We start from the raw sequence: 17,545 nt of genomic DNA, 5'->3' as shown, positions 1-17,545 counted from the left end.
TTATCAATCAATCCAAGAACCTAACTAATCTAGCCAAATCCTTGTTTCTCAACAAGTTTTTATCTGCATCACCGCCGATGGATGTGCATTCTACAGCATTTCAGACCACATGCAAGGGCTTTATTCAAATTTATTTTACTTATCGCATCAACCGATTATTTTTTACACAAATAAGGCTGAAAATGTGCGATTTGGTCGATTATTTGCTCAGTTTTATTTTTTTCTTGCCAGTGTAAAGGTCTGCAATCGATATATTCACAGTATCCAGTGCCCTCATAGCTTTCATTGTTCCATAAGAGTTGATAGTGAAAGCTGCCCACATAACCAGCTGCCAAACCAAATTTATAATCACCCCGACTTTGTGCTGTTAAATGAAAGACAACCGCATCCTTTTCTGAATATTGCCAAATGAATTCCCTTGGTAAATACATATCACGACCATTGGGTGTTTGAACTTTTGGATAAACACGGCTGACATCAAAAATGACTTGATCATCATAAAGTCGAGATTGCTGCTCATTCGACTGAATTTCAATCCGAGAAAAAATAATGCTATTCCACTGGTTTCTGAGTTCGGACAAAATAATTTGCAAATCAGCATTAACCTGAATGATTTGATAGGTAAAAAAATGAAAGGCTATAAAAGGTAAATAAATGGCTCTAGCATGTTTCAATATACCCTGCGCTTCAATTTGATACTTTTGTTTTTTATAGATGATTTCCCCTTCACATTGGCAACGCACATACCAATAATCGCCAACTCCCCATTGTAAAGCTGAATGATTTTCTATTTCAGAGTCAATATTCACTTTGAGTTGACAACTGAGCTCATCATCATCACGCTTAAAATAATAATTTGGGAAATCAACTTGGATTTGATCTACATCTAAAAACTGATAACGGTCTTGCTCTAATTGACACTGCTCTTTGGCACTATAACTTTTGAGATGCCCAACAGTTGATGCACTACTACTGACCAAAACTGTCGCAGTATCAATTGCCGTCGTAGTAATAGCACTGGCGTTATAACAAATCGGAATGCGAGGTTGGCCGATTAGACTAATAAAATTTAAGTAATGAAAGGGCTCAGGTAAATTCGGCAGAATTAAAGCTTGATAAACAATTTTAAATAAGCCTTTTGGCGGATAGAATGTTAAAGCTTCTGACTTATTAAGGTTCAGCCGCTTTAATTGATTGTTATTCATCAATATTGGCATACTGAACCTCTCTTTTCTAAGTTATTATTTTTGCTTCATTCTTTTTTGCAAATAAAGTCGTTACAAAGCCTGAAAGTACATAAAGAATGCATACAATCAAGATTCCTACTGGAATGTTGTACGTGATTGCGGCAAAAATCAAGACCACAGGTAGCATCACAACAAAAGGTACACGTTTACGATCCATTTGTTTAAATGAATAGTATTTGATATTTGAAATCATAAGTAAACCAACTCCAACCATCACAACAGAGTTGATTACTTGAATCACAATATCTTTTAAATCAAAAACAAATGGGAAATCACGACCGACCCACACCACTGAAATCACAGTAACAGCAGCTAATGGGCTCGCAATTCCAATAAAGTAACGTTTATCCACCACACCAATTTGCACATTAAAACGTGCTAAACGAAATGCAGCACATGCGGTATAAATAAAACAGCAGGCTAAACCTATACGTCCAAGGTCATGTAAACTCCAACTATACATCAAAATTGCTGGTGCGACACCAAAAGCTAATAAATCAGAAAGTGAATCATACTGCTCACCAAATGCACTTTGTGCACCGATTGCGCGTGCAACTCGACCATCTAATCCATCAAGTAATGCAGCTAAAAAGATTGCGTAAATCGCCTGATTAAAGTTGCCATTCATACTCGCAATAATGGAGTAAAAACCAGAAAGCAATGCTGCTGTAGTAATTAAGTTAGGCCATAAATAAATACCACGGCGTTTTACTTTTTGCCCTTCGTGCGTTTGTTCTTCTTCTTCTACTTCAAAGGTGATGCCATCAAAAGAATGATCTTCTTTATTTAAATCAGCATCAGGTTTAAAAGAATTTGTCATTATTTTCAATTCCTCGAGAATATTTTGACTTCTTTAGTGGCAAGATGGGTTATTCACCCACCAACCAACGCACAGCGGCATGACCACCATTTTCACTCATACGTAAATGCGGGAATAGCCATTGTAAGGCTTGGTCTGCATCTTCAGAGAATTTCCAAGGTGGGTTAATCACAAGTAAACCACAACCATTCAAGCCAACTGGCGTGTCATCAGGCCAAACACAAATTTCACAAATTAATTGGCGACGAATTCCTGTTTTGAACATTTTCTTTTCAAAACGTTCAATCATGGCGCGATCTTTGATCGGATACCACACTGCAAATACACCCGTTGGCCATTTTTTATGTGCGGCTTGGAGTATTTCAACCAGTTGTGGAAAATCTTTACGCTCGATTTCGTATGGTGGGTCAATCATGACCAATCCACGTTTTTCTTTAGGCGGAATGACACCCATCAAACCTTCATAAAAATCACGCTCATGCAAGCCCGCACGTTTATCGCGAATATTAAAATACAATTGTTGAAACACATCACGCTGCATTTCAAATATAGTTGCTTTATCAATATCACGCATGCCTTCAAGCGCAAACCAAGGTGAACCTGGATAAGCGCCTTTACCTGAACCTGCACGCATATCTTCAACAATTTTAAGATATTGTTTTATGCCTTCAGGTGCATTACGTTTAATCGAATCATCAAGCTTGACCAAACGATGGATACCCGTTAAAAACTCACCTGATTTTTGTGCTTCAGACGTAGATAAATCATATTTACCTGCACCACCATGGGTATCGATATATCGATAAGGTTTATCTTTAGCATTTAAACGAGCGAGCAGTTGAAGCAAAAGTACATGCTTCATAACATCGGCAAAGTTACCCGCATGGAAATGGTGACGGTAATTCATGTTGACAATTATTCCTCAATTCAAAGGATAGTTTAACATGAAAGAAAAAAGTATTCTTTAGCGTTGATGTGATCATCTAAAATTGCACTGTAATCAACTTACTAATGAACTGGAGTTCTATGCAACATCCCCCTTTCACAAGTTCATGGAACTTAGATCAAATTTTAGATGATTTAAATGAATTTGGTTTTGCTCTAATTGATGATCTCTACTCAGCTGAATATGTGAAATCGCTAGTACAAGAATGTAGCACCCATCTTGCTGAATTCAGAGCAGCAGGAGTACAAAACGGCGTTGTCAGTCATATCCGTAGTGACCATATTCTGTGGATTGATGGTCAGTTACCGATTGCCCAACAGCATATCAAAGCTTTAGAAGAGTTCTCACAAGCGTTAAATCAGGCGTTTTATCTTGGGATTAAAGAAGTAGAAGCACATTTTGCCTGCTATAACGCAGGTGAATTTTATGCTTTACATCGTGATAATCCTCAACAAAAAAATGACCGAATGATTTCAACCGTTTTTTATCTACATAAAGATTGGCAGGAAGATTGGGGCGGTCAATTACGTTTGCAGGATAAAAATGGTCAATGGCATATTATCCAGCCCTCGCCTAATCGTCTGGCTATTTTCCAGAGCGATTTATTACATGAGGTTCTACGCTCAAAACACCAGCGCTTGTCGATTACTGCATGGTTACGCAGTGGAGGCTCAATCTGGAATCAGGGCTAAGCCCTTTAAATTCCTGAAAACAGCCTTATATACCTAGGCATAACTGATGATTCTGGATCAATACATGTCGAATGAGACGAAACAAGTCATTGCACGAATTGGTGAAACTGACCAACTCTTTTTAGAGAACAATAGTCCTGAACTTGCTTTAGAGCGTGCTGATCTGCGTTTACAGCTGGTCGTACTCAGCCATGTACGTCAGGAACAATTACACTTCTTACAGGAAGCAATCGTACTGCTGGAACAAGCACGAATTGAATACGACGAAATGCCATTAAGCTTGTATTTGAATTTGTCTTTATGTTTAGCTAAAGCATATATGATTTACTTTGAGCTAACTAAAGAGCAGCGTTTTGCTTTAATTACACAGCAAATTCTTAAACCTTTGGCATATACAGAACACTTAGAGATTTATTTCTTCTTGGCTTACGCTTCAGCTGCGAAGCAGGAACCAGCATTAACACGGTATTGGCTAACAAAATACGTATCTTGCTTAGAACATGATTTAGAGTTATTGCAGCTTCATCCTGCGTTTGGTGAAGTCCGCAAAGAAGAATGGTTTAGTACCCTATTACGCAATAAAGCTCACTGATGTGAGCTTTATTTTTACTGAATCATTACTTGGTACTGTCTACATGCAACTGTTGATTCAGTTCATCAATCACAATGGCCCATTCATCATCTTTGTCCCAATGACTTTTTAGAAAATCTCGCTGACCCGCGCTCCAGAACTCAGCTTCATGTAATTTCTGGTCAGCACTGAGCTGATGCGTTTTCACAAAATTTTCAATTGCAGCATCATCTGCCCCAAGCCCTAATTGTTCGAATAAAAGCTCCAATGTTGGTTGTTGTTCAAACATTATTATTCTCCAAAACAAGTTACTTAATAGAAATAATTTAACAGTAATACTGCTAACATACAGAAAGATGCCTATATTTTCTTGTTGTTTTTTGTGTGTACTCAGCATAAAAAAAGCACCTTATGAAAGGTGCTTTTTCAATCTATAAAACTGATAAATTAGTTCAACATGTCTGCAATTGCAGCACGTTCTTCTTCAAGTTCATTTAACGTGAAGTTGATACGCTCACGGCTGAACTCGTCGATTTCTAAACCTTGAACGATTTTGTATTCACCGTTTTCAGTTGTTACAGGGAAACCAAACATAACGCCTTCTGGAATACCATAAGAACCGTCAGAAGGAATACCCATAGTTACCCATTGACCATTTGTACCTAATGCCCAATCACGCATATGATCGATTGCAGCATTCGCAGCTGAAGCAGCTGAAGACAAACCACGCGCTTCGATGATCGCAGCACCACGTTTACCAACTGTAGGAAGGAATACATCTTTGTTCCAAGCCGCATCGTTGATTTTGTCTTTTAAGCCTACACCATTTGCAGTTGCAAAACGGTAGTCAGCATACATTGTTGGAGAGTGGTTACCCCAAACAGTCATGTTTTCGATATCAGAAACTGCAACACCAGCTTTTTGAGCAAGTTGAGTTAACGCACGGTTGTGGTCAAGACGTAACATTGCTGTAAAGTTTTTCGCTGGAAGATCTGGAGCAGATTTCATTGCGATGTATGCATTGGTATTAGCAGGGTTACCTACAACCAATACTTTAACGTCACGGCTAGCAACTTCGTTAAGTGCTTGACCTTGACCAATAAAGATTTCGCCATTTACTTTTAATAAGTCAGCACGTTCCATACCTGGACCACGTGGACGTGAACCAACTAATAAAGCATAGTCAGCATCTTTAAATGCAACTTTAGGATCATCAGTCCCGATCATGCCTGCCAATAAAGGGAAAGCACAGTCATCAAGTTCCATCATTACGCCTTTAAGCGCTTGTTGAGCTTTCTCAAAAGGAACTTCAAGCAATTGTAAAATTACAGGTTGATCTTTACCTAACATTTCACCGCTTGCGATACGGAATAATAAGCTATAACCAATTTGACCTGCAGCGCCTGTAACGGCAACACGAACGGGTTGCTTCATGTGATATTCTCCAATGAGATGCGTTTGCACAATTGAACGCTAAAGTGGTTCAATCGAATTATCATAAACGGCAAATATTGTACTCTAAAGCAAACACAGATGCATTTAAAAGAGAATGGATTTCAACAAAAGTCTGATAGAAAATACAAATTAAGTGAAGAAAAAGCTTAATAACTGCCTTTAATTGTAAATTCATTTGGACATCCCGTCACAATATGACTTGCACATTGTTTATATTGCCCATTTTTTTGATAACACACCCGAATCTCAGTCAAAATAGAATCAAATTTTGAAGACTGACAGGTAAAGCGAATTCCTGTAGGAGGTAATGAAGGGTTTAATTTCATGAATTGTTGTCGAAGGTTTTCTTTTTGCACTTCAATAGTATTCGGACTCGTTAAATCAGCAGGTACTTTTAAGCGCTCAGCAAAATTAATAATCGTTCTAAAATATTGACTGGCATTCATCGACATACAACCTCCAACATCTTGCCAGAGTTGCACACGTGCATTTTCATCGGGCATTACACGCGCCACAACTTTAGCTTGCAAAGGAGATAATTTCGCAGAAGTTTTAGTGGAACAATCCCGATTTAAAGGAACTTCCGGCAATAAGCTTGCGATAGTAAGAGAATAACCTTCTAAACATTTACGCTGTTTTTGTCTTGATGAATCAAAGGAACAAGCTGCGGGAGTCATTTGAACATGCATCACATAACCTGAAATATCAGGGTTCTCTGCAGCATGTAACGGCGCAGCAAGTGACATGACCAAGTAACAGATCAAGATCTGCAATGATCGAACTAACCGTCCCTTGAATAAATTCATAAATTTCATCAAATATAAAAACTTCATTGTTTCAAATTAAATGTCTTTGTTTCTTTAAGGTTCATTACGCACAGGTATTGTCCCCATCCTTTTTTCTAAGGATTGCGCGCCTAACCCTAACACAACACCATAATGCGTCGCATTGGTCATCACATGTTTGACGTAGTCACGTGTTTCCAACAATGGAATAGTTTCTGTGTATTGATCAGCCGCCATGGTTTGAAAATCTGGCTGCCATCGTTTTGCACGATTTGGGCCAGCATTGTAACCTGCTGTTGCTAATACAGCATTACCACTCAGTTGGCTTTGAATCATTGACAGATAGTATGTCCCATAACGAATATTGGTATTCATTTCACTTAGAGCCGCGGGGTTATAAGTTTCACCCATTTGGCGCGCAACTAACTTTGCAGTATTCGGCATAATTTGCATTAAACCACCTGCACCCACATGTGAACGTGCTGATGTAACAAACCGACTTTCTTGGCGCATTAAACCATATGCCCAAGCTGGATCAATACCAGCATTGTAACTGTGACTCGTGACATTACTACGGTGTGGTGTTGTATAACGATAAGTATCATTATGGCGCGAGGTCGTACGGTCTGCGGCATAGATTGCTCGGTCATACCAACCAATATCATGCGCTTGCTTAGCGGCAGCCAAAAGCAAACCATCATCATGCTGCAAATACGCTTGGCGGACTGCCCAATTCCATTCGCGATTAATATAATTTGCTGGCGCATCAATATTTTTTAATGCAAATGCACGTTTAAAGTGGATATTTTGGTTTAAACGTTGAATATCTTGTGAACTTGGTTGCTCGTTATAAGGCTGATGATTATAACGTTCACCTAAACGATCTTTGGCTAGCAAATTATGGTAGTCATCCCCAGCTTGTGCCAGCTTACGGTAAATCTGTTGAGCCGCTTGCTTTGAAGCAGCATCTGAGCGTTGCTCAGATGCACGAGCAAGCCAGTACTGCCAACGATCTTCTTGTTTCTGCGTGATTGACATCGCATCAATTGCACGAATTAAACTTTCCCAAGCACCAAAACGAATCGCTTGACGTGCATAAATTTCTGCTTCTTCTGGGCTAAACGGATAACCATAACTTTGATCATAGGCATTTAACACTTCTCGGTTAAAGCCATTCTTCATTACCGTCGTTCCACCCACATAACCTATCGTACGATATAAATATTTTTGTACAGATTGAGGAGTATCTTGTGCAACACGCTGAATATTTCCTAAAGCATTGGTGAAATCATTGTCTGCGACACGCCCCAATGCAAAAATTAGATATGCATAATCAGCATCGCTGGCTTTAGGAGCATTCCATAAATATGCCAATGGATTGGATTGGATCTGATTCAACTGAGCCAAGGACAAATCCAAACCTATAGTTTGGGCGGTCGCAATCGCTAAACCAGATTGACCTGCTCGCAGTTGTCCCCAAAGTCGTTGTTGACGATCCTGAGCAGTCATCAGAGGGCTAGATAACATCAGTCGCCCTAAACCATTACACGATTCAGGCTGTGTACTTGTTGTTAACCAAATATCTTTATATTCAGCAAAAACCAGACTATCACCCGTTTTGGCACGGACTTGTGCAACCGCACAACTCTCTTCTTGGTCAGGATTAGTGACATAGCTGAGTACAGGTTTTGCTTCATTAAAACTTGCTTGTTTTACTTTTTCCTCGACATAATCGGCTGCTAATTTTTCAGCCATCGCTGATTGAGGATAACGTTGCGCAAAAGCGATAATTGAAGAAGCAGGTTGTAGCCCTAGGTTGGTATTCAATTTCCAATACTCAGGGTAATAACCTAATACATCATTTTGCATTTCATATTGATATTGATCGAGCAATGCAACGTTGCCAGAACTCGCAGCACGTAGAGCATCATTAAATTGTTCGTCTAGAGCATATACAGATGAGCAGATCACCACGCCTCCCATCGCAACAAGTCGACGGAAGCTTTTCTTATTATTCACTTTATTGCTAACCATTGTTATAAATTGGGGATGTTTATTCATCTTCATCAATACGTTTGCTCAATTTTGCCCGCCATTATAGTGTAATAAGTCTAAGTTCCAACTATTGTTGTGTTATGTAACTTACTGATTCATATTCATTAAAATTCATCCAATTTTATTCATAAACTGTCCATTTTTGTCAGTTTTTTATTCTCTGCGTTCTTGCAAAAATACTGCTATAATCCGCGGTTTGTTTAAATCCACCTTGTTTAGGAGCCTGCATGACGGTTCAAACATTCATTCCAAGTGCTGTAAAAGCTGCTTCAGAAAACACTGTTACCCAGCCAACGCACACCACTGATGTTTCAATTAAAAAGCTATATATTGAAACGCAAGGGTGTCAGATGAATGAGTATGACAGTCATCGTATGGCAGACTTATTGGGTGATTCACATGGTTATGTGCTCACTGACAATCCAAATGATGCAGACATTCTGCTCATGAACACCTGCTCAATTCGCGAAAAAGCACAAGAGAAAGTATTCAGTGGCTTAGGTCGTTGGCGTAAACTCAAAGAACAGAATCCTGATCTGGTGATTGGTGTCGGTGGCTGCGTTGCCTCTCAAGAAGGTGACAACATTCAAAAACGTGCGCCATACGTCGATATGGTATTTGGTCCACAAACTTTGCATCGTTTGCCACAAATGTTGGATCAACATCAAGCTCAAGTTGAAAAACCTAAGAAAGAAAAAATTAAATTAGTTGATATTTCTTTCCCAGATATTGAAAAGTTCGACTTTTTGCCTGAGCCACGTGTGGAAGGCTTTAAAGCATTCGTTTCAATCATGGAAGGTTGTTCTAAATACTGTTCATTCTGTGTCGTACCTTATACTCGTGGTGAAGAGGTTTCTCGTCCACTTGATGATGTATTGGCTGAAATCGCGGGCTTAGCTGAAAAAGGCGTGCGTGAGATCAGCTTGCTTGGTCAAAACGTGAATGGCTATCGTGGTGAAACGTTTGAAGGTGAAATTTGTACCTTCCCTGAACTGCTGCGTTTAGTTGCAGAAATTCCGGGTATTGGACGTTTACGCTATACGACTTCTCATCCGCTTGAATTTTCTGACGATTTAATTCAATGCTATCGTGATTTACCACAAATGGTTTCACATATACATCTGCCAGTACAAACTGGTTCAAACGATGTATTGCAAGCCATGAAGCGTAATCACACTATTGATGTCTACATCGATAAAATTGCCAAATTACGTAAAGTCCGCCCAGATATGCATTTATCTAGCGACTTCATTATTGGTTTCCCGGGTGAAACAGATGAACACTTTGCAGAAACATTACAGTTTATTAAAGATTTAGATTTTGATCATTCATATAGTTTTGTTTACTCAAAACGTCCGGGAACACCTGCATCTGACTTACCAGACAGCACCCCTGATCAAGTGAAAAAAGACCGTCTCGCACAAGTACAAGAAGTGATCAAACAATCAAGTATTCATAAAACGGATGCTATGCTCGGTAAAGTTGAACGTGTCTTGATTGAAAAAGTATCTGATAAAGATCCAAATGTATTGGTTGGCACAGCAGACAATACTCGTTTGGTTACATTTATCGGTGATGCGACATGGGTTGGACGTTTCGCAGAGATTGAGATCACTGAAATTAAAACTTTAAATTTAGTTTATGGTGAACTCTTGAATCTTGAACCTGACGTGGCGTAATGTAAGGGTATTCTTACAAGTCAACAAAAAGGGTTTCTCTTGACTGCAGCGATTCGACGTACAGTAACGTTCCCTGAAATTTCCATGGAACGTTTGAAAAGCATGCTCGGTGCGTATAACGGGCATTTAAAACAAATCGAACAACGTTTAGATGTCAAAATTACTCACCGAGGCGATGCCTTTTATCTAGACGGTGATATAGAAACAGTTGAAAGAGCCGAAGCACTATTGCAACGGCTTTATCAAGAATCAAAAATTTCCTCACAAATCAGTGCTGATGTTTTACATTTGATGATCCAAGGTTCACAGACAGATCGTGATTTCATGGATGATTCGGAACAAGAACATACAGGCTTAGATAGCGTTTGGTTACAGACTCGCAAAGGGCGAATCAATCCTCGTGGTGCCAATCAAAAGCGTTATGTACAACGTATTTTACAAAGCGATATTTCCTTCGGTATTGGCCCAGCAGGGACTGGTAAAACTTATCTAGCAGTTGCTGCTGCAGTGGATATGTTGGAACGTAATGAAATCCAACGAATCTTACTAGTTCGTCCTGCGGTTGAAGCTGGCGAGAAACTCGGTTTTTTACCAGGTGATTTGACTCAAAAAATCGATCCCTACTTACGTCCACTTTACGATGCTCTCTATGAAATGCTGGGCTTTGAAAAAGTGGCCAAACTGATTGAACGCCAAGTGATTGAGGTTGCTCCGCTTGCCTACATGCGCGGACGTACTCTGAACCACTCATTCGTCATTTTAGATGAAGCACAAAACACCACACCAGAACAGATGAAAATGTTCCTTACCCGTTTAGGGTTTGGTTCGCGTGCTGTGATTACAGGTGACGTGACACAGGTTGACTTACCTCGTGGGCAACAATCGGGCTTAGCACAAGCATTACGTGTACTGGAAAATGTACATGAAATTCATATCACGCGTTTCCATTCTCGTGATGTGGTGCGACATCAATTGGTACAAAAGATTGTTGAGGCCTACGAAGGTTGGGACAGTGAACAGCAACGCCTGTCTGCTGAAGCTCGTGCTGAACGCAAAGCCAAACAAGAAGCATTGATTGCAGAAAATGATTCTGCGGCAGATGCGCAACACATTTAAAAATCCCCCTCACTCCCCCTTTTATTGCAATACTTTAATCGCATATCAGGGGGACGATTTTAAGGATCTATTTTGAAAATCAATTTAAGTCTTCAACAAGACTTTCAAGCGAATGAATTACCACTAAAACGTGGTCAAATTAAAAAGCAGATTGAAACGACACTCCGTTATGTCGGTTTCGACGTAGACTGCGAAATCGGAATTGCCTGCGTCGACCTCGCAGAAAGCCATGAGCTGAATCTGCAATATCGTGAAAAAGACAAACCAACCAATGTATTGTCTTTTCCAAGCGATATTCCTGAAGAAATGCTCAACTTATTGGATGCTGAACCTTTAGGTGATTTGGTGATTTGTATCCCTGTGGTTTTACAAGAAGCCTCTGAACAGCAAAAAACACCTATTGATCATTTCACCCATTTGCTGGTTCATGGCGTTTTACATTTACTGGGCTACGATCACGAAACCAGTGAAGCTGAAGCAGAAGAAATGGAAGCTTTAGAAATTGAGATTTTAAAAAAACTAGGGATTGCCAATCCGTATCAAACCGATGAAAGCTAATTTAAGACACTATGTATATTGTTATTTTTAAAGCTACGATCAAACAAATTGATGCAACTTACTCTGAAATGGCACAGAAGCTGAGAAATAAAGCCTTGAGTCAATTTAACTGTGTCAAGTTTGAAGCGTGTAGTGAAAATGGTTTTGAAATCGCGTTGTCTTACTGGCACAGTCTTGAAGATATCAAGCAGTGGCAACGCGATGCAGAACATTTAGTTGCTCAGCGTTTGGGTAAAGAAAAATGGTATCAGGATTTTAGTGTGGAAATCTGCACAGTTGAACGTGCTTATTCAAATCAAAATGGCTTGTGAATAAACGCAAACTTATCCACATCTTCAAGAAAAAACGGCTGAATTCAGCCGTTTTTTATTTCCTATTTTTAGAATTGATAACGTAAGGTTAATGTTGCGTTACGTGGTGCGCCTTGAGTAATTTGGCCATAAGCAGGGAATACGCCATAATAATCCTTATCAAATAGATTATTAATATTTAATTGTGCTGAAAAATCTTGGTTAATTCTATATTTAGCCATTAAATTAACCAAAGCATAGGCACCTTGTTCAATACGAGGATCTGCGCCAACTGGTGCATTTGAAGCAACAATATAAGTCTTGCTTTGCCAATTAATCCCCCCCCCAATACTTAAAGCATCCCATTGCCCCGGAAGCTGATAAGTTGTGTATGTTTGAATAAGCTTACGCGGTAATTGCGTATTGATATCTGTTCCGTTTTCTTCTGTTGCTTTATATTGACTATATCCAGCAGTAATATTCCAATTCGGTGTAAGTCGACCACTCAGTTCAAGCTCTAAACCTTTACTTTTTGCCCCCTCAGCAGCTCGATAATAAGTTTCTAAAGTCCCATTTGGTCGAGTGATTTGACCGACTGCTTGAGCGAGATTATCTTGTTGAATATTGAAAAGAGCTAAAGAGCCACTCAAACGATCATCAAACCATGATGATTTCAATCCAATTTCGGTGCTCTTACCCTCAATTGGCTCAAGATAGTTATTGTTAATATCTTTTTCATCCTGTGGCTGAAAAATACTGGTATAGCTTACATAAGCTGAATAATTGGGATGAATGTCATACACCAATCCTGCATAAGGAATAAATTCATGTTGATATTTAATCTTAGGAGCCTTTGAACCTAAATCTTTTTCATAATCAGTCATCCGACCACCAACAATTAACTTCAGTGGATCGAGTAGAGAAAGCTGTGTAGCAGCAAAAATTGCATTTTGTTTAACTTGATAGCTTTCTGAAGGTGCCCATGCACTCCATACAGGTTCTGGCAGCGCAGAATTCCAATCATAAATGCTTTCAGGAGTTTGCGTTGTACCAGATCGTCCTAACGCTTCGAAGTCTTGATTTGAATATTGATATCCTGCGACAACTTTATGATTTCGTCCAAACAGATCAAACTTCCCATCTAATTGTAAGGTTGCATTATCTTGATCAACATTCACTTTATAGGAACCTGCAAAGCCAGATAAACCTAAGCCTGTTGTTTTATCGGGGTTCCCAGAAACATAAAATAGTTTTGAATCCGCTTCTCTTTTGCCATGTGCATAGGAAAATTTAACATTCCAGTCTTGGTTAATTTTTTGCGTTAAATCAGCAAACCAATTGGTATATTTAACATTCCACCGAGTCCAGTCTTGGGTTGTTGTCGTACCTTTAGCTAGATTTGTACGTGTACCATCGCTAAAGAACACTGGTAAGCCACCCCACATCGGTCCACGAGGGTCATCTTCTTGATAACTCAGACCTGCTGACAACAATGTCGAATCTGTTAAATCCGCCTCACCTGTAAGCATTAAGGTTAAACGCTCTTTACTCAATAAGTCAGTAAAACTATCTCCTTGCTCATATTGCGCTACAGCACGTCCACGCAATGAACCTGATTCATTTAAACTATTCGCGACATCCCCCATCACACGATAATTGTTCCAACTGCCTCCACTGACCTCAATATTGGCCGTAGGTACATCACTTGTTGCACGCTTGCGTACCATATTGATTGCGGCAGAAGGATTTCCTGTTCCAGTAGTTAAACCTGTTGCACCACGTACAATATCAATATGATCATAAATTGCCGTACTTGCAAAAATTTCACCTGATGACCACGGCAAAGTATAAGAGGTCGGAATCCCATCAATTATATAGTTATCAACAACAAAGCCTCTTGAATATAATCCACCACGATTTGTCTCATAGCGATTTACAGACAACCCTGTTACATTTTCAGCGACCTCAACCAATGTGGTCAAACCTTGATCTTGTATACGTTGCTGCGTAACAACTGAAATAGCCTGAGGAATCTCTTTTAATTTAAGATCTAAAGGTAAAGCAGTAGATGTCGTTTCACTTGTATAAGCATCCTTAGGCTTTCCACTTTCAGCTTTTATGCTAATGGTAGGTAACTGAGTGGTTTGATTGGTTGACTCAGCGTATGCAAATGATGGCAGTAATACCGACATAGCGAGCATAAGCGGATGTGTTTTAAATATTTTTGAGCTAGCAGATAGGTACATGGAGAGATTGTCCTTGATCATACGGAACATTTGGAAATACGCACCTCATTCCCCCGAAAGTAATAAACAAGGATGCAAATATTTCCAAAAATAAAGATATTGCAAATGATAATTGTTTTTATTATCAATTCAAGTTTTAACGATTAAACTCAATTGTTTGTTTTTTATTTAATAATCAAAATTATGTGTTTTTCAGAAAATTAATATATTGATTTTTATTATTTTATTTATTTTTATAAAATACAACAAAATGAAGTACACATTTTTAATGTACTTCAAATTCCGCATCGACAGGATCAAAGCGCCATGTTCGAATAATTCGTAATTCAGAAATGTCCTTTTTCATATTGTTATCAAAGGGTCCAAAAGGTGCTCCACGGCGCACCGAAGCTTTTGCAGCTTCATCTAAAATGGGATGTCCAGAACTTTCTATAAGACGAATTGCACGAATTCCACCTTCGGCATTCAGAATGACCATTAAACGTACTTCACCCGATAAATGTTGTTGTTTCGCTTCATCTGGATAATAACGATTACCGTATAGTTCAACTTTCTGACGAAATTTATCAAGATAAGCTGCTGACGCATCTTGTTTTGCCTGAATCCCATCTACTGTTTTAATACGCTGTTTACGACTAAAATTTTGCTGACGTTGTAAATATTGTGCTTCCAAACTCGCAACCATAGCGGCTTTAGCTTGAAATTGACTCTGTAACTCATCTAAGGTTTTTTTACGTTCAGTTTGCTCTGCTTGCTTCTGCCAGCTTAAAACTGTCATGAGCACTTTTTCTTCAAATTTTAATTCTCGTTTTTGCTGGACTTTCTCTAAACTTTCGAGCTCTGACTCTCCTGTTGTCGCATCTGCTTCCATCGGAGCTGGCATATCACTCGACATACGATGTGCTTCGCGAAAATCACCTGAACCTTTTTGATCAGCTTGCGCCAAGAAGTCGGCATCTTTGACTTTTTCTTGACTTGTACGAACCGTAACTGCGATTTCTTTGGTTGATGTATCTGTAGGTGATGGCATTGCGAACTGAATTGCAAGTACAGCAGCATGTAGAAGCATCGCCAACGCAACTGCCCCGATAAAAATTGGATCTTGCCACCAGTAAGGGGACAGTACTGAACGAAAATTTCTTTTATTCCACATGGCATTCAAGCGACAAAATATGTCTCATCCCCAACAGCAATCACCGTATAAAACCAAACTAATATTCAAAATATTAAAAAAATGTGATCCACTTATAGTCACAGTGTTTCCGTACCATCATTTTATGAAAATGTAGCAATTAATTTTGCTACACTGCAAGTCAGAAATTTATTTTTATTTTTTAGCTAATACAAAGATCGTGGTATTGCAGTCAGATTTGTTGATGATTGAGTTCAGTTAGAAACATCAAAAAATCTATAATCAATTCACTTTCTGGAACAACTTTTATGCAAACGCTAATTTCATCCGTTGTTAAACGTCTACGTAAAGTTTACCAAAAAGCCGAAGAATTCATCGAAGAAGAAAGAGAATTCGCACTTTCACAGGTATTTGTGAATGCGACAATGGAGCGTTATGTCACAGAAAAAGTTGGAATTATTCAAGACCTACACGCTGATCTATATGATGGATGGCTACGTTTATATTCCACGATTGATGTCAAAGGGCTACATACCACCTTATCCGTTGATTTAAAACTTATTCAAATGGAAATGAATAAAGATGTTCAACTGATGGTGTTCGAACAAATTAGTAATACACAAGTGATTGAAGCATCATTTAAGAATATTTTCCAAAAATGGGGATTTTATATTGCGATTTGGTATTACCAAAAATTTCGTGATGAAGATCCTCTAGGAAAAATCTTAGAGCATTTTGAAGTTGTTTCAGTCAAAGATGAATTGCTTTATTTAGATTTAAATCGCTGGTTTAAAAAGAAACCGAGTATTATTGAAACGCTGAGCAAAGTTCATGTAAACCGCGCCAGAGTCCGTCCAGCCGAACTGATTGTTTGGGGGAACGTCAATTTGGCTGCCATTTTGTATCCGCCAAATGAAGATGACTTTGATGAAGAGGGATTAGACGACACAGAAGTCACGCCAATTCAGCAAAAAGACACTAGAAAATAATCGTATTGAATATGGTGGTATGAATTGAATTTCAGATTTATGCCACTTACTCAAATACCATCATGATTTATACGAAAAATTAACAAGCATTGAGTAAAAAACCTGATTTTTTCTTCATAATCTACAGGCATAATAATCACAAATCTTAATGATAAATGAATGATTGCTCATTGATGATCATTCAAAGGATATATAGCGTGATGACAAAGAAATTATTGAAAGTAGTGAGTATTACGTCGGCTGCACTGTTCAGTGTTAGCATGTCTAGCCATGCTCTAGCAATGGCACCTTTCCAAGCAAGCTATCAATTTAGCTACAACAACAAAAATCTCGGTTCAGCGACACGTACACTTTCGCAACAAGGAAATAATTGGACCTATCAGTTTAGTGCAAAAGCTGGCGGAATTGCCTCGGCCTCGGAAACGAGTCAATTTAGCTTTGTGGATAATAAAATTACTTCACAAAAGTTTAGCCGCAGCAGCAAAATCTTAATTCACAATAATACGATGAGTATTAACTTTAATCCAAACACTAAAGTTGTGAATACGAAAAAAGATGATACCGCCCGCTCATTCCCATGGCAAGCAGGTGCGTTAGATGAACTGAATGCTGAATTGCAAATCCGTGAGGATTTAAAAAGTAATTCACTTAGAACCAAATATTTAATTGCTGATGCAAAAGCCTTAGATGAACGCCGTTTTGTTAAGCAAGGCACTGAAAATATCAAAACCAATTATGGGACGTTCAGCACCATTAAAGTCGTTATGCAACACGATAAACCAGAACGTAATACGGTATTTTGGTTAGCACCAAAACTTGATTATCTACCTGTCAAAATGGCACATAATGATGGTAAATCCTCTTATGGCTTATTATTAACAGGCTATTCGGGTAAAACCAACTAACCATCTGGTCAATTTTAGCTTGCAATTTTTTAGATGCTTTTTAAAATATGCCTTTGCTT

The 17,545-nt window shown here is 38.8% G+C and carries 17 protein-coding genes; 8 read left to right on the top strand and 9 right to left on the bottom strand.

The window, feature by feature from the left end:
• Positions 1-155 precede the first annotated feature (155 nt).
• Genes IEV17_RS13015 through IEV17_RS13005 form a run of 3 tightly spaced genes read right to left on the bottom strand, consistent with a single transcriptional unit; the run spans position 156 to position 2,974 of the window.
• Positions 156-1,217 (bottom strand): DUF6670 family protein, encoded by a 1,062-nt coding sequence (locus IEV17_RS13015; RefSeq protein ID WP_004658902.1) that lies wholly within the window; start codon positions 1,215-1,217, stop codon positions 156-158.
• Positions 1,218-1,233: 16 nt separating this feature from the next.
• Positions 1,234-2,067: a CDP-diacylglycerol--serine O-phosphatidyltransferase gene (pssA, locus tag IEV17_RS13010; RefSeq protein WP_004658903.1), complete on the bottom strand. Its 834-nt coding sequence runs from the start codon at positions 2,065-2,067 to the stop codon at positions 1,234-1,236.
• Positions 2,068-2,116: 49 nt separating this feature from the next.
• Positions 2,117-2,974, bottom strand: a complete 858-nt coding sequence (locus tag IEV17_RS13005; protein ID WP_004658904.1) for a 23S rRNA (adenine(2030)-N(6))-methyltransferase RlmJ — start codon at positions 2,972-2,974, stop codon at positions 2,117-2,119.
• A 119-nt stretch (positions 2,975-3,093) separates the two neighbouring features.
• Between IEV17_RS13005 and IEV17_RS13000 the strand changes: the two genes are divergently transcribed.
• Both IEV17_RS13000 and IEV17_RS12995 read left to right on the top strand, forming a co-directional pair.
• Complete coding sequence (locus tag IEV17_RS13000) at positions 3,094-3,705, top strand: 2OG-Fe(II) oxygenase (RefSeq protein WP_004658905.1); 612 nt, start codon at positions 3,094-3,096, stop codon at positions 3,703-3,705.
• A 64-nt stretch (positions 3,706-3,769) separates the two neighbouring features.
• Complete coding sequence (locus IEV17_RS12995; RefSeq protein WP_034600662.1) at positions 3,770-4,297, top strand: hypothetical protein; 528 nt, start codon at positions 3,770-3,772, stop codon at positions 4,295-4,297.
• Between the two features lie 25 nt (positions 4,298-4,322).
• Here IEV17_RS12995 and IEV17_RS12990 read toward each other — a convergent pair whose 3' ends face one another.
• From IEV17_RS12990 to IEV17_RS12975, 4 genes are all read right to left on the bottom strand, one after another.
• Positions 4,323-4,565, bottom strand: coding sequence for a DUF2789 family protein (locus IEV17_RS12990; protein ID WP_004658907.1), 243 nt, complete (start codon positions 4,563-4,565; stop codon positions 4,323-4,325).
• Between the two features lie 158 nt (positions 4,566-4,723).
• The gene (locus IEV17_RS12985) at positions 4,724-5,710 is read right to left on the bottom strand and encodes a malate dehydrogenase (RefSeq protein WP_004658908.1); all 987 of its coding nucleotides are present in this window, start codon (positions 5,708-5,710) and stop codon (positions 4,724-4,726) included.
• Between the two features lie 167 nt (positions 5,711-5,877).
• Positions 5,878-6,564 (bottom strand): ribonuclease T2 family protein, encoded by a 687-nt coding sequence (locus IEV17_RS12980; protein ID WP_004658910.1) that lies wholly within the window; start codon positions 6,562-6,564, stop codon positions 5,878-5,880.
• A 27-nt stretch (positions 6,565-6,591) separates the two neighbouring features.
• Complete coding sequence (locus IEV17_RS12975; RefSeq protein ID WP_427832708.1) at positions 6,592-8,499, bottom strand: lytic transglycosylase domain-containing protein; 1,908 nt, start codon at positions 8,497-8,499, stop codon at positions 6,592-6,594.
• A gap of 299 nt (positions 8,500-8,798) precedes the next feature.
• Between IEV17_RS12975 and miaB the strand changes: the two genes are divergently transcribed.
• The 4 genes from miaB (at position 8,799) to IEV17_RS12955 (ending at position 12,235) form a co-directional block, all read left to right on the top strand.
• A complete protein-coding gene (gene miaB, locus IEV17_RS12970) occupies positions 8,799-10,250 on the top strand; it encodes a tRNA (N6-isopentenyl adenosine(37)-C2)-methylthiotransferase MiaB (protein WP_004658912.1) in 1,452 nt (483 codons plus the stop codon).
• A gap of 39 nt (positions 10,251-10,289) precedes the next feature.
• Positions 10,290-11,366, top strand: coding sequence for a PhoH family protein (locus tag IEV17_RS12965; protein WP_004658914.1), 1,077 nt, complete (start codon positions 10,290-10,292; stop codon positions 11,364-11,366).
• Positions 11,367-11,438: 72 nt separating this feature from the next.
• Positions 11,439-11,924, top strand: a complete 486-nt coding sequence (gene ybeY, locus IEV17_RS12960; RefSeq protein WP_004658915.1) for an rRNA maturation RNase YbeY — start codon at positions 11,439-11,441, stop codon at positions 11,922-11,924.
• A gap of 11 nt (positions 11,925-11,935) precedes the next feature.
• Entirely contained in the window at positions 11,936-12,235 is a 300-nt protein-coding gene (locus IEV17_RS12955) for an antibiotic biosynthesis monooxygenase family protein (RefSeq protein WP_004658916.1), read from the top strand.
• A 68-nt stretch (positions 12,236-12,303) separates the two neighbouring features.
• On the opposite strand, the gene IEV17_RS12950 is transcribed toward IEV17_RS12955, so the two are convergent.
• The gene (locus IEV17_RS12950; RefSeq protein WP_004658918.1) at positions 12,304-14,460 is read right to left on the bottom strand and encodes a TonB-dependent siderophore receptor; all 2,157 of its coding nucleotides are present in this window, start codon (positions 14,458-14,460) and stop codon (positions 12,304-12,306) included.
• A gap of 265 nt (positions 14,461-14,725) precedes the next feature.
• A complete protein-coding gene (locus IEV17_RS12945; RefSeq protein WP_004658920.1) occupies positions 14,726-15,613 on the bottom strand; it encodes an energy transducer TonB in 888 nt (295 codons plus the stop codon).
• A 287-nt stretch (positions 15,614-15,900) separates the two neighbouring features.
• Between IEV17_RS12945 and IEV17_RS12940 the strand changes: the two genes are divergently transcribed.
• Both IEV17_RS12940 and IEV17_RS12935 read left to right on the top strand, forming a co-directional pair.
• Positions 15,901-16,581, top strand: a complete 681-nt coding sequence (locus tag IEV17_RS12940; protein ID WP_004658922.1) for a hypothetical protein — start codon at positions 15,901-15,903, stop codon at positions 16,579-16,581.
• A gap of 200 nt (positions 16,582-16,781) precedes the next feature.
• Positions 16,782-17,486, top strand: a complete 705-nt coding sequence (locus IEV17_RS12935) for a DUF3108 domain-containing protein (RefSeq protein WP_004658925.1) — start codon at positions 16,782-16,784, stop codon at positions 17,484-17,486.
• Positions 17,487-17,545 lie beyond the last annotated feature (59 nt).

The sequence above is a fragment of the Acinetobacter modestus genome (assembly GCF_014636095.1).
Classification (GTDB): Bacteria; Pseudomonadota; Gammaproteobacteria; order Pseudomonadales; family Moraxellaceae; genus Acinetobacter; species Acinetobacter modestus.
The sequence above is the reverse complement of the archived record's forward strand: the minus strand, read 5'-3'. Positions and strand labels throughout refer to the sequence as shown.

Excerpts from the sequence above, each read along its gene's own strand:
- pssA (WP_004658903.1), bottom strand. The coding sequence starts at position 2,067 with ATGACAAATTCTTTTAAACCTGATGCTGATTTAAATAAAGAAGATCAT.
- miaB (WP_004658912.1), top strand. The coding sequence starts at position 8,799 with ATGACGGTTCAAACATTCATTCCAAGTGCTGTAAAAGCTGCTTCAGAA.
- IEV17_RS12985 (WP_004658908.1), bottom strand. The coding sequence starts at position 5,710 with ATGAAGCAACCCGTTCGTGTTGCCGTTACAGGCGCTGCAGGTCAAATT.
- IEV17_RS12935 (WP_004658925.1), top strand. The coding sequence starts at position 16,782 with ATGACAAAGAAATTATTGAAAGTAGTGAGTATTACGTCGGCTGCACTG.
- IEV17_RS13005 (WP_004658904.1), bottom strand. The coding sequence starts at position 2,974 with ATGAATTACCGTCACCATTTCCATGCGGGTAACTTTGCCGATGTTATG.
- IEV17_RS12995 (WP_034600662.1), top strand. The coding sequence starts at position 3,770 with ATGTCGAATGAGACGAAACAAGTCATTGCACGAATTGGTGAAACTGAC.
- IEV17_RS12975 (WP_427832708.1), bottom strand. The coding sequence starts at position 8,499 with ATGGGAGGCGTGGTGATCTGCTCATCTGTATATGCTCTAGACGAACAA.
- IEV17_RS12990 (WP_004658907.1), bottom strand. The coding sequence starts at position 4,565 with ATGTTTGAACAACAACCAACATTGGAGCTTTTATTCGAACAATTAGGG.
- IEV17_RS12955 (WP_004658916.1), top strand. The coding sequence starts at position 11,936 with ATGTATATTGTTATTTTTAAAGCTACGATCAAACAAATTGATGCAACT.
- IEV17_RS12950 (WP_004658918.1), bottom strand. The coding sequence starts at position 14,460 with ATGTACCTATCTGCTAGCTCAAAAATATTTAAAACACATCCGCTTATG.
- IEV17_RS12945 (WP_004658920.1), bottom strand. The coding sequence starts at position 15,613 with ATGTGGAATAAAAGAAATTTTCGTTCAGTACTGTCCCCTTACTGGTGG.
- IEV17_RS12980 (WP_004658910.1), bottom strand. The coding sequence starts at position 6,564 with ATGAAGTTTTTATATTTGATGAAATTTATGAATTTATTCAAGGGACGG.
- IEV17_RS13015 (WP_004658902.1), bottom strand. The coding sequence starts at position 1,217 with ATGCCAATATTGATGAATAACAATCAATTAAAGCGGCTGAACCTTAAT.
- IEV17_RS13000 (WP_004658905.1), top strand. The coding sequence starts at position 3,094 with ATGCAACATCCCCCTTTCACAAGTTCATGGAACTTAGATCAAATTTTA.
- IEV17_RS12940 (WP_004658922.1), top strand. The coding sequence starts at position 15,901 with ATGCAAACGCTAATTTCATCCGTTGTTAAACGTCTACGTAAAGTTTAC.